Below are 12,608 nucleotides of genomic sequence, written 5' to 3' on the forward strand. Positions count from 1 at the left end.
TTTAAAGGAGAAATGAAACGTGACCAAACTAAATATGGATTTTTTATTGAAAGCGATTGAGCAGAAAGACAAGGAATTAAAGCAAGCAGAAAAGGATGCATTTTCCTTAGAAATCACTGATCCAAAATTCGAAGAGAAGTACAATAAACTTGAAAAAATAAGGCAGGAAGTAATGGATTTAAATTTACAGGTAAGCAATTTAAGTAGTTTAAGAATATAAAGATCAACGATTGCACAGACAACAAAAAGAGGAAAATAAAGCCTTGAATATTACACGAAAAGTCGGAATTCCTGCAATATATGTAAGTAAGGTGCGTAAGCGTTACAGACTTGTAGGAGGTAGGTTTCCATGATTACGGACTTAAAACGTGATATAATCGCTATTACTCTAATCGTGTTCATTATTGGCGGAATCGCCTTTAAAACCTATATGCCCGATGCATTCTCAAGCAAGCCCGCACCGACTTTATCACTTGAAGAGGCAAGCGAGCGCCTAGAGCGAATTATTTCGAATGACGGAACGTATATAACCCGCTTCGATAGCCACGCCCTTGAACCTGTGGTATATGAGGCGTTAGCACACACGGTAAATGATTACGGGGCTTCGAATGATATGTTATTTGTAGCAAAATTAGTGGAGAAATATAATGACGATGGGATCGTGGAAAATTTACGCGAAGCGTTAGTGATAGTAAACGATATAAAAGAGAGAAATTTATAAATAAGACCCAGCCACCTTATGCTGGGTCTTCGTTTTATTAGAGTATAGGCCACGGAATCTCACGTGAGTATTCGAACCTAGAGGCGCAGTAAAACTATTTATTCCCTATCTACAGATGCATATAGGAATATAGTTAAAGAGAAAGATTATAACATGATTGACCACATGGAGGGCAACAACTCCATGTGGTTTTTTTGATTAAAGATATTTCAAACTTGACTCATCATGTTTTATTAGCAGTAAACGCAGCAATTATCACTTAGGATACTTTTCTGATAAGCCACAAGAGTCGAGAAAGTGCTATGAAATTGACGGAAAATGGATAGAGATAATTTTTCTAAGGCGATATGATAAGGGAGGACTTTATTTCAAGGGAGAAATGGCGATGAGTATGATTACGTTAAGGTTTTGGGCTGATCTACCGTAAGTTTCGGAGGCAGCACTTTTGTGGTGTGCCACATGAGCTGAATGTATAGAAGTTTGATTTGTAATGGCAGCAAGTTGGCTGAAATATAGATTTTCTGCCTAATCATCTAATGAAATGAAAATCATTCCAGAAAATACTAATAATCAGCGGGAAAAGAATTGTCTAGGACATATGGGACCATGGCTGGCCAAAGCTGAGTTTACCGAACTGGCTGAACACCTCGGTGGACAACAAACGCCGGTGTCTATCAAATTGCCTCCGATGACTTTGAATCCAACGGACGAGAGGGCAATCAAACTAATTGAAACAATGTTCAGCGATCTTTTGCCACATTTTATATCCGATTATGTCAATATTAATCTGGATGAGCCGTTTGGGCTTGGCAGCGGAACACCGTTTGAGCTGGATTACCAATATGACGAAATGCTGAAATGGATTGAGCAGCGAAAACTGGAGCTTGACGGGGTACAGCTTGAAATCGAGGATGCGGATACGGTCGTTGCTGAACTGGCAAATGCGATTCGTCTCATCGAGCAAGGTTCCGCTCTGCACCGGTTAATCTTCCAAATTGATCTGCCTGACATCGATTCAGAGAAATCGTGGATCAAGAAGCAGAAGACAGAACTCCTTGTTATTATCAAGGAATTTGATCGACTGTGGCTGCTTCGCAACCGGAAAGGCGGACTTGCTGCAAGCAACAGCAAGCTGCATAAGCTGCTCGGTCAATACGACGAGCGGTTGCAAGAGCTGGAGGCGGGACTAGCGTAATAGTTATATCGATGCTGTTCAAAAAGTTGTAACGGCTATATTACGCCCCATTTGATAGGCCACTCCTATTAGAAGAAGACACTAACTTCACAAACCATGTGGAGTTGGTGTCTTCTTTGTTTGGAATACGGAGCTTCGTACAGAGCCTTCCCTTTATCATAGGAGACGCTTTTTTGTGAGTTTAGGACAATCTGAAACTTCCACGTAAAGTAAGTCTCAGGGTACTGACTTATTTCCTTAACTCCATACTCGTTATTATTTTACTCCGAACCGTTCACAGGTACCCAGCCAGTCAGCAGGGCTCCACCTTCCGAATGGTTTTCTGCAGCAAGCTCGCCTCCGTGACGCCTAATAATCTTTTGTGCAATCGTCAATCCTAACCCGCTGCCTCCGGTTAACCGATTCCTAGATATTTCACCACGATATAATGGTTCAAACACTCGCTGCAGCTCTTCCAAAGAGAAACCAGAGCCTGTATCCTGGATTGTAAATTTCATGTTTCTTCCATCTTGATCACATTGGACTACAATTTTTCCTCGGGGAGGGGTGTGCCTAACGGCATTATCCAAAAGATTATTTATGGCGCGTTCCAATAAATGCATGTCGCCGCTAATGATGCAATCGTCTGTTAAATGACTGGATATTGAGATGTGTTTTTGCAGAGCTAGAGGATTTAGACTATCAATCGACTTCCGAATGACTGACGTGAGATCAAAAGTGTTGTTGCTTAGTTTTTCCTCCAAATACTCCATCTTTGTAAATGTGAATAGGTCCTCAACCAGCCGATCCAACTGAGTTGATTTTTCCTTGCAAACAGCCAAATATTTTGCCGTTTTCTCAGGTGAATGAGCAATTCCTTGTTCCAGACCGTCCAAATAGCCTCGTAATGCAAACAACGGTGTTCGTAAATCATGTGCGACGGCTGCAATCACAAATCGACGTTCTTCCTCGAGCCTTACTTGCTTCTGATTAGATGTTTGAAGGCCATTCACCATTACTTCAAAACCATCACTTACTTCGGCGATTTCAGTGATTCGGGATATGGGTAATCGCACACCCCAATCTCCTGCAGCAATTTGTCTCACTGCAAGGCTCATCCTCTCTAGTGGCTTTAGAATGAACCTTCGCATTTCGATACCAATAATAAAGAATGCCAAAAATAATCCGACAATCATTGAAATGAATTGTACTGTATTTGTCTTCGGCACATAAAGGACGAACTTTCCAAGTAAATGACCGTCCTCTAAGAGAGTAAACCGCTCGGTGGTTGTCGAAAAAGCGCTGTGGGAGTTCATGTTGGACCGGAAAATTTCCTGATCTGACGATGATACTATAACCGCATTCATATTCGCTTTCCGTAATTGGGTTTGCAACTCTTTTTGCCAATTGGGTTCCGTCCATTTGTCGGTGTTCGATTCAATCAGGAGAGTCATTTCGGCTAAATGTTTTTTTAGAGTCTCGTTTTGTGAATCGCTTCTGTCCAAGCTGAGCGTGTTTGTTTCCAAGAAGTGAGCGGTAATATAAAAGATCCACGGCAGTGAAAGGAGAAGGAAGAAACAAAGTAAAGTAAACGTGCGAATGCGAATGGACCTCATTTTATCCTCCCTCGAAGCGATACCCAATTCCCCATACATTGATGAGGTACCGTGGATGGTTTGAATCGGGTTCAATTTTGTCACGAAGCCGGCTTAAATGAACCCGAATCGTATGCTTGTCGCCTACCCCTTCCCAAAACCTTTCAAGTAATTGTTCAAAGGAAAAAACATGCCTGGGATGTTCCATAAACAATCGCAGCAGCTCATATTCCTTAGGTGTGAGCACTACGTTTTGCCCTTCCACTAATACTTCTCTTGCGGACAAATTTATCTTGATGCGACCATAATCCAAAATTTTTTCATCCAAATGCTGCGGGGAAACGGAACGTCGCAATACAGCTTTTACCCTAGCAACAATCTCTCCTGGGGAAGCGCTTTTGACGATATAGTCATCGCCGCCGAGTGTCAGACCTCGAATCTTGTCCACATCATCGCTGCGGGCACTTAAGAAAAGGATTGGAACTTTGCTCTCCTTCCGAATACGACGGCATAACTCGAATCCGTCTTGCCCGGGCATCATGATGTCAAGAACGATGCAATGTACCGTGTTTTGTTGGAACAATGTCCATGCTTCAGTGGTGTCGTTAGCAGTTACCACTTGAAAATGATCATTTTCCAAAAAGTCACTCAATAGTTCAACGATACTTGGGTCATCGTCTACAACGAGTATCGTATTAAATAAGCTCATAAATATCCCACCTTCCAAACCAGTTTATCATTTTTTTTACCGAAACAATCGAATTCCAATGTTTTGTGATGGTTCGTTTATAGTTTTGTGATTATTTCACAACCATGATTGAGATATTGTGCTGTTATGATTTTATTACGATCGATTTTTATTGAGATGAGGAGGAAGTATTCATGTTAAATGTTCAAATTGTGCTTTTTGAAGGCTTCGACCTTCTGGATGCCATAGCACCTTACGAGGTTTTTTGTGCTGCTGCGATGCTTGCAGACAAGGCATTAAACGTAGAATTTGTCACTGCCGAAGGGCCGAGGTCCGTGACTAGCGGTATCAATGGGTTGAAAATTGAAGCAAGCGGCAGTCTAAACACGGCAACGCAGGGGATCATTCTCGTTCCAGGAGCATCCGGTGAGGTAGAAGGAGATGGCCCAGACTCGATTCCGGTTATTCTAAGCCGTGCTAAGAACACGGCATTAACAGGTTTGATGGAACAGGCGCTTATGCAAAAGGACATCGTAGTTGCTACGATATGCGGAGGTTCGCTGATACTGGCGATGGGAGGATTGCTGGAAGGCAGACCAGCCGTAACGAACCATCTTGGTATGGATTTACTTGGAGCAACTGGGGCTGTTCCTGTCCCAGCACGCGTCGTGGATGATGGCAACTTGGTTACCGGCGGCGGCGTAACCTCCGGTATTGATGTAGCTCTTTACTTGGTGGAACGTGAGCTTGGACCGCGTATCGCGCATGCGGTAGAACAATTATTCGAATACGAACGAAGAGGGACGGTTTGGAGAGAAACAGGGAGGGCGCCTGGCAGCCATAAAACAATGGAAAGTGAGGAGCCGAACGTAGCAGCAGACACAGTTGAGATGAAGAATGAAGTTTTTGACAATCAAATGACACAGTCATCTATTTTCGAAGGGGATTGGAATACGACAATCGCTACGCCAGTCGGGAAAATGCAGGTCAAGCTCTCGATAACGACTAGAGGGGGTTTAATTCAAGGCATGGCAACTCAAGGGGACGAAACGGTAGAAATGATGAACCCTGTGCTTGAGAATAATAAGCTTACCTGGTCGCTGCGAATAACAAAACCTATGCGCTTAAATCTAAAATTCGAGGTGTCCGCCGAAGGAGACAGCCTAACTGGAACGGCTAAAGCAGGAATTTTACCGGCATCCAAATTAACTGGCAATCGAATTTCCTTTTCCGGAATGATGTAGAGGTACAAACGATATGAGCCGCGGAGGGAGTAGTATTGGAACAAGAAACGAAACGAAAATTATTATTTGGCATAGTATCCTGTGTTAGCATTCTACTTATTCTTTACGCTTTGGCGAAAAATTATATGATTGATCCCGGTGCAGAGGGCTTTCTTAGCCAAAAAATCGGGCTGAAGCGAGCGCTTAATCTTCCAGTCTGGTTAAATGTGATGCATGTTCATGTTGCATTTGCCTGTTTAGCTATGGCGTCGGGGCTGCTCAACTTTTCTACCATTATTTTCGAGAAAAGCCGTAAGCTCCATCGCATAAACGGCTACGTGTATATCGTGTCTGTCCTTATTGTAGTGCTGACTTCAGGATATTTGGCACCTTACTCCACCGGGGGGAAAACCAGCAGTATGGGTTTCAACATGCTAAATATAATATGGCCGATTATCACGATTACAGCGCTCGTACAAATTAGAAAGAAACAAATGATTCGGCATCGGAACTGGATGATCCGAAGCTACGCGTTTTGTTTTACGAATATGTTGATTCATCTTGTCACTTTTCTTTTTGAACAGGTATTTGGTTACGGTTACTCTGATAGCTATACCATAGGAATCTATATCACCCTTGGGTTGCTGCTGCTCATTCCAGAGGTCATTATCAGAACAATCAATAAATCCAAAGAGGAATTGAGAAATAAATAAAAAATAGATTGGGTATAATCATACGTATAAAAAATGAGTGTACCACAAATCCTGCTTGGGCTTTCACCTTGAAAAATATTAGAAATTAATGTTTCATCTATGCGGAAATTAATTGCATGTTGTGAAAGCCCTTGTCTATGAACCTATGATCTCACAGTTAAAGTTTCATTATGCAAATTCTGAATAGCATTGTGGAAATCATATCAATTTCAAAGAAGTGATTGGTTTATAAAATTGTCCTCGTCCGATTATGTTAAATTAAGTTAACATTGCATGTTTGTTTGAAAGAAATTAGAAGAGATATGCAATTTATAATTATGGAAATGCCTCTGTTTAAGATAAATTGACTAACTAACTCATTGTTGATGGCTGCTGGTTATTATGGTTGTTTTCTTGTTAAAATAATGGGCAGTTTAGTGCAGCTTATTACGTTAATTTTGACACCATACCGAACTTAAGACTATTCTTATGAGTACCTAAGATTCGCTGTATTTGGCAAAAGGCAGGCATCAAATCACAACCAATATTAATGAATATATAAAAATAGATAGAGGAGGTCCTTATGGTTGAAGTCTCATACAGCTGACCGTATTAAAATCCCGGCAGGTTTTTGGATAGGATTACGTCAATTAGGAATTGCTCCTCATGACGTAGCTCGTAAAGCAGGATTGCCGCTCACCATTGCTACTGAATCAGTAGTTACCACCGCTCAATATTTCGCTATCTGGCAGGCTTATTCCGATCTCATTGGCGACACAGCAAAAGGAATTATCAAGCTTGCGACCATCTATGAAACAGCGCAATATCCACCGACCGTCTTAGCTACTTACTACGCTCGTGACTATCGTGACGCTTTAAACCGAATGGCTAGGTACAAACAAATGTGCCCACCCGAAAGCCTGCGTATTACTGAGGAAGGAGAGCATTGTACAATCGAACTGGAATGGCTGCATACGGAGAAAGCAGGTCCGCCGCTGCTGGTGGGTATCACATTGGCATTTCTATTGGAGCTAGGGCGCCGGGGAACAGGTCAACCTTTGACAGCGCGTGTTGTCGAATTTTCACAATCGATGGGCGATGTACAAGCTCTTGAAGCTTATTTTGGCTGCCCAATCCGAATGGATGCAAAATGTAACCGTTTGACGCTGCATCGAAGCGATTTGGATCGTCCTTTTGTCACGTACAACGAAGAGTTGCTGGAGATTCTGACTCCTGTTTTAGACCGATCGCTCAATGAACAGCAAAGCAGCCGATCTATAACTGAAATGGTCAAATGGATTCTAAAACGCAGCCTTACAGGTGGGCGCCCCGATATTCAGGTTATCGCGAAGGAACTCGGTATGAGCGACCGTACCTTGCAACGCCGGCTTACCGATGAAAACACGAGTTTCAAGCATGTTTTAACACAAGCTAGACATGAGCAGGCACTAGAGTACTTGGCAGATTCCTCGCTTGATATTAAGGAAATCGCTTTTTTGATTGGATATGAAGACCAAAATTCATTCTACCGCGCCTTCCGTCTTTGGGAAGGTGAGACTCCTACAAATTGGCGTACGGAATATTTGGGTACAAACCCATTAGCCGAAGGACGGCTAGAATTGCCGATTATATAGAATTCCCAACCATATAAATTTATAGAGAGCTAGTCTTTATTGCGTTTTTTTATTTGGCGTGTTAAACGAGTACATTGGCGCGATATGCTAGTTACTATCCCATTCAGACAAGGTAATATTATCACTATCCTCATTACAAGACTGTTTTAATCATGACTATTAATCAGCTTGTCGTGAATGAATAAGTAAATGAAAAGGGAGAAATTTAATATGGATATGGGATTAAAAAATAAAACAGCTTTAGTTACAGGATCAACGAAGGGTATAGGTAAAGCAATTGCAATTGAACTTGCTAAAGAAGGTGTCCATGTACTCATTAATGGTCGAAATTACGAAGAGGTGGAACGAATTGTAAATGAAATCAAATCAGATTTCCCGGCTACCTCACCTCAAAATGCTACAGCCGATATTGTGGATATTGCGCAAAGAGAAGCTTTATTCGAAAAATACCCCAATATTGATATATTAGTTAATAGTATGGGCATCTATGAAATGATGAAATATGAAGATGTTGACGATGAGATATGGGAAAAATACTTCCGCACGAACGTACTTACCGCAAATGGATTATCTAAATTTTATTTACCTAAAATGTTGAAAAATGATTATGGCCGCATTATCTTTATTGCGAGTGAAGAAGCAATTATGCCTTCAGGACAAATGCCTCAGTATTGTATGACAAAATCAATGCTATTATCATTGTCCAAAAGCTTATCCAAATTAACAGTTGGAACAGAAGTTACAGTGAATACGATCCTGCCAGGACCAACACTCTCTGAAAATGTGCATCAAATCATTGAGGGCATATACTCAAATGAAGATATGACTTTTTCAGAAAAAGAGAAAAATTTTATGACTACAAACCTGCCTCAATCTGAAATACAACGATTTATCAAGCCTATTGAAATAGGTAGACTAGCTGCATTTTTATGCAGTCCTTATGCATCCGCATTTAAAGGCTCTCCAATCCGTATGGATGGGGGAATGGTACCGACTATTTTTTAATAGGTTTACGATTTGAATGATTGATTCTCATTTCATTTGGAATTGATGTAATAAAACGTTAGAATTATTTTGAAAAGATATGGTAAGTACTCTTTCTTCAGAAGGTTCATAGAATTGAGAGGAGAATGGGAAATGGATCTATCTATTAGTAAACGGCATGCCTCGCTACGAGAGGCTGAAAGCAAGGCGGAACAACTATTCAAGGCGATCGAAGATCAAGGAATTATTCGTCCTGATGTGACTGAAAAGCAAATAAATCGTGAAATCTATCAATTGGCATTCGAGATGTTTGGTATTAAGAAATACTGGCATAAACGAATCGTGCGAGCTGGAAAAAACACGTTGTTCCCATATAGAGAAAACCCGCCTGATCTGATTGTTTCCAAAGATGATATTATATTTCTGGATTTCGGTCCAATTTTTGAAGATTGGGAAGCTGATTTCGGAAGAACCTTCGTCCTAGGAGATGATCCAGCAAAATTAAAACTGAAAAATGATATTGTGGAGGCCTGGGATGAAGGGAAGGCCTATTTTCAGTCTCAATCTGCGATTACAGGTAGTGAACTTTATACCTATGTGAGTCATTTAGCTTTAAAATACGGATGGGAGTTTGGAGGTCCGCATGCGGGTCACCTTATTGGTGAATTCCCTCATGAAGTAATACAGGGAGAATCCGTTGAAAACTATATTCATCCTGATAATCATATTCCAATGAGAGATCCGGATTCGAATGGTAGGCCTCGCGATTGGATTTTGGAAATTCATTTTGTGGACAGGAAGCTGGAAATTGGCGGCTTTATAGAGCAATTATTAACCGTTGATTATCTGTAATTATGGAAAACATAGTTGAAACTACAGAGTAACTACAAATGGCTGCCGAGCTTATCGGCAGCCTTTGTTGGTAACTTGGTGATCTTTCTTTTCAAGGATTTGTTTAGAAATTAGCTGTAATCATACATCTTAAGATGTGTAGCTTCTTCCAAGGCCAAGCTGTGTAAGCAATTGCCTATAGGCAATTGAAGTGCGATCAGCTGGAATATGGGCTTCGGCCATCAAATCGAGGGGTAGATCTTCTGGTGTTTGGGATTCAACCATTTCTCGATCTTCCTGAAAAACTTGCAAATTAAATTTAATCGTATCTTCAATCGGAAGATCTTTATCAAAATTCCGTGAGATTGGACAAAATAAACGAGTGTAACGTGCTGAGACTGGAGAGGCGCAGTTCAAAATCATGAGCTTGCCGTCATTTGGGAAATGTACAGTTAGTGAGGCCGCGAAAGGTGCAAATACACGAAACGCGCGAAGCCACATGAATCCTTCAGGAGCGGGATTTTCCTGGCCTTTACCGTAATTGCTGACGGTGCTCCAATAGTCCGCCTGAAGCTGATTCCCGTCGCGCGTTACTTTGTATTGTGGAACTTCTGTGTTATTGCGGTCTCCGAACGTCTCCGTATGCACGTATGCAAAATGAGAAACATCTAAAAATCCTTCCATTTGGCGTCCTGCCGAACCGGCAATATCAAAGCTTGGAGGTAATATATTAATAAAATCCGGATCGTCCCACCCAGAGAACGGCGGAATTTGTTCGTCTACAGCGGCTAAAGATGTCCAGATCAGCCCATACCTCTCAATAACCGGATACATGATTAATTTTAGTTTGGGTGATATTTTGGAGTCAGAATGGGCTGGAACGGCAGTGCACACCCCTTCGCAGTTATATCGAAACCCATGGTAAGGACATACGATTTCATCGTTTTCAATCCAACCTTTGCTCAGAGGTGCTCCACGGTGAAAGCAGAGATCACGAGCAATCACGACTTTGCCGTGGCTGCTGCGGTAACAAACGAGCTTTACATCAAGCAGCTTCACAGCAACTGGTTTATTTGTTACTTCTTCAGCAATGGCCACAGGATACCAGAACTGAGAAAGAACATTCCAATCATTTAGTGTAAATGTACAATCACGAGGGTATTGCAATGCGGATTCAACATGCGACTTTGGCTTATTCATACACAATCGCTCCTTTAGAATGAATGATTAGGCTGAACGCAATAAAACCCCAGGCTTAAGAGGCGCGTAGTGAAATAGATCTAATTTTTCTGAAATGAAAAAATTAGAGTATCTTCACTAACGGCCTCTTGTAGCCTGGGGCAATTTACGGTTGCCTGGTCGAGACGCTCACACCAATTTATGAGCTTATACAAGAGAAGTTCGTGTTAGATTACTTAACATGAACTATGTGTTTATTCTATTCCGGAAGAAGCTTTTTGTCAATTCTGTTATTTAAGGAGTTATTCTAAGCAGAGCCATTCCAGTTTATGTTCAGCCTAAAAAGGTCGCCAGCATATTTATTTCAATAGCTATCTTGCATTCCTAGTCCTTTAATAGCAATATATTATTAATTGGATTGAGAATAAGATTAAGCTGAAAGAAAGCACGATTTGTTTAAAAAAATGCTGTTAAACGGAGGAAAAACATAGTGAAAGCAGACCCTCTACAGCAATATTTTTTGATGAGTTTTAGATTCGATAAATCAACACCTAAAGAGTTTGGATTAAAAAGGAGTGCTGAAAACGGCTTCTATATTTGTCCAAAGGATAATTCTTTATGGGTTCAACGAGATCTATATGATTTCGGTTGGGGAAATGAGACGGGGTTTGTTAGATTGCCTGAATGCGACTTTGAACAGCTATGGCATTTAATGATGGATTCAGGCATTCAAGAAAATAGGTATGGTTCAGCAGCGGAAATATTAAGGCAATATGCTGACGAATTACTCTCAAAAAGTTATCCCATTATAAGTGATCCACTTTATAGTAATGACTATTCATTAAATGATTCACTAAAAATATTAGAATTAAATAGACCCTACAATAGAAGCAGTATACTTGGGAAATCACAAGAACAAATAAAGGAAGACTATAATAAATGGCTCTATATTAGTAAAATGATAAACCTGTAAAGCGGCGTCATGAAAGCTTTATTGCGAATTGCTTTTGGGAAATGAGTTTATTATGGACATGATACCACATTGTCTATGGGTTGATTATCCCGTCAACTCGCCATATGCTTATTTTACATTCATGTTAGGAGGGATCATTATGGAATTATTAATTATGTCATTTAATCTTCGTATCCATGTTGCGGAGGATGGGGAAAATGCTTGGCCTAACCGTGTCGAAGCGGCTGCAGAAGCGATTAAAGCGTCTGGAGCTGCCGTTGTATGCACGCAAGAAGGAAGCTTGCCCATGCTGGAGAGCTTGAATGCGCTGCTTCCCGAATATGAATGGATCGGGGAGGGCAGACTCGGCGGCGAAGAGGGTGAGTTTTGCGCGATTTTCTTCCAGATAGATAGGCTGAAGCCAGTCGAAAGCGGCACATTCGGATTGTCTGAACGGCCGGAGCAGCTTGGCTTTCAAAGCTGGAACACCGCTTGTCCGCGCATTTGCACTTGGGTGAGGCTGGGGCAAATCGACGGGCAGGAATATCTGATTCTGAATACACATCTGGATCACATAAGCGAGGAAGCAAGAATAAATGGAGCTATGCTCATCTTGGATAAGATGAATATTACCAGTGGAGCATCGGCGATTCTAACAGGTGATTTCAATTGTGAACCGGAAACCAAAACGATTCAAACTCTGATCCAAGCAGGGCTGCGTCATACATACACCAATCCTGATGTACATCCGGGCTGCACTTATCATGGTTTTGAGGGCGGCGAAGAAGGTGAGCCGATCGATTATATATTCGTTACGTCGAATATTCGGATCGTGTCAGCGAATGTCGACAAGGGCAAGTACGATGGCAAATACCCATCAGATCATTATCCAATTATTGCTACTCTGCAGGTATAGCATACGAACAATAAAAGAG

13 protein-coding genes and 1 riboswitch are annotated in these 12,608 nt (G+C 41.4%); of the genes, 10 read left to right on the plus strand and 3 right to left on the minus strand.

Annotation, left to right across the window (positions count from 1 at the left end):
- The first annotated feature begins 19 nt into the window (after positions 1-19).
- From AC1DM9_RS27015 to AC1DM9_RS27025, 3 genes are all read left to right on the plus strand, one after another.
- Positions 20-220 (plus strand): hypothetical protein, encoded by a 201-nt coding sequence (locus AC1DM9_RS27015; protein WP_477509749.1) that lies wholly within the window; start codon positions 20-22, stop codon positions 218-220.
- A gap of 129 nt (positions 221-349) precedes the next feature.
- Positions 350-721: a hypothetical protein gene (locus AC1DM9_RS27020; protein WP_477583161.1), complete on the plus strand. Its 372-nt coding sequence runs from the start codon at positions 350-352 to the stop codon at positions 719-721.
- Positions 722-1,262: 541 nt separating this feature from the next.
- Positions 1,263-1,916, plus strand: coding sequence for a hypothetical protein (locus AC1DM9_RS27025; protein WP_477583163.1), 654 nt, complete (start codon positions 1,263-1,265; stop codon positions 1,914-1,916).
- A gap of 260 nt (positions 1,917-2,176) precedes the next feature.
- Here AC1DM9_RS27025 and AC1DM9_RS27030 read toward each other — a convergent pair whose 3' ends face one another.
- The gene (locus tag AC1DM9_RS27030) at positions 2,177-3,511 is read right to left on the minus strand and encodes a sensor histidine kinase (protein ID WP_477549524.1); all 1,335 of its coding nucleotides are present in this window, start codon (positions 3,509-3,511) and stop codon (positions 2,177-2,179) included.
- A 1-nt stretch (position 3,512) separates the two neighbouring features.
- On the minus strand, positions 3,513-4,199 hold the full coding sequence (locus AC1DM9_RS27035; RefSeq protein WP_477583165.1) for a response regulator transcription factor: 687 nt from the start codon (positions 4,197-4,199) through the stop codon (positions 3,513-3,515).
- 173 nt (positions 4,200-4,372) lie between these two features.
- Here AC1DM9_RS27035 and AC1DM9_RS27040 point away from each other — a divergent pair, with 173 nt between their 5' ends.
- From AC1DM9_RS27040 to AC1DM9_RS27060, 5 genes are all read left to right on the plus strand, one after another.
- On the plus strand, positions 4,373-5,422 hold the full coding sequence (locus AC1DM9_RS27040) for a DJ-1/PfpI family protein (RefSeq protein WP_477583167.1): 1,050 nt from the start codon (positions 4,373-4,375) through the stop codon (positions 5,420-5,422).
- Positions 5,423-5,457: 35 nt separating this feature from the next.
- A complete protein-coding gene (locus tag AC1DM9_RS27045) occupies positions 5,458-6,114 on the plus strand; it encodes a DUF2306 domain-containing protein (protein WP_477583169.1) in 657 nt (218 codons plus the stop codon).
- 566 nt (positions 6,115-6,680) lie between these two features.
- A complete protein-coding gene (locus AC1DM9_RS27050; protein WP_477583171.1) occupies positions 6,681-7,727 on the plus strand; it encodes an AraC family transcriptional regulator in 1,047 nt (348 codons plus the stop codon).
- A gap of 210 nt (positions 7,728-7,937) precedes the next feature.
- Entirely contained in the window at positions 7,938-8,732 is a 795-nt protein-coding gene (locus AC1DM9_RS27055) for an SDR family NAD(P)-dependent oxidoreductase (RefSeq protein WP_477583173.1), read from the plus strand.
- Positions 8,733-8,864: 132 nt separating this feature from the next.
- Positions 8,865-9,563, plus strand: coding sequence for a M24 family metallopeptidase (locus tag AC1DM9_RS27060; protein ID WP_477549518.1), 699 nt, complete (start codon positions 8,865-8,867; stop codon positions 9,561-9,563).
- A gap of 129 nt (positions 9,564-9,692) precedes the next feature.
- Here the strand turns inward: AC1DM9_RS27060 and AC1DM9_RS27065 are convergent, their stop codons facing one another.
- Positions 9,693-10,742, minus strand: a complete 1,050-nt coding sequence (locus AC1DM9_RS27065; protein ID WP_477583175.1) for a Rieske 2Fe-2S domain-containing protein — start codon at positions 10,740-10,742, stop codon at positions 9,693-9,695.
- Positions 10,743-10,853: 111 nt separating this feature from the next.
- Positions 10,854-10,956, minus strand: a riboswitch (purine riboswitch).
- 255 nt (positions 10,957-11,211) lie between these two features.
- On the opposite strand from AC1DM9_RS27065, the gene AC1DM9_RS27070 reads away from it, so the two are divergent.
- Together AC1DM9_RS27070 and AC1DM9_RS27075 are read left to right on the plus strand one after the other, a co-directional pair.
- A complete protein-coding gene (locus tag AC1DM9_RS27070; protein ID WP_477549516.1) occupies positions 11,212-11,694 on the plus strand; it encodes a hypothetical protein in 483 nt (160 codons plus the stop codon).
- 139 nt (positions 11,695-11,833) lie between these two features.
- Positions 11,834-12,589: an endonuclease/exonuclease/phosphatase family protein gene (locus AC1DM9_RS27075; RefSeq protein WP_477583177.1), complete on the plus strand. Its 756-nt coding sequence runs from the start codon at positions 11,834-11,836 to the stop codon at positions 12,587-12,589.
- Positions 12,590-12,608: the final 19 nt, after the last annotated feature.

This window comes from Paenibacillus sp. 01T431 (assembly GCF_056398625.1).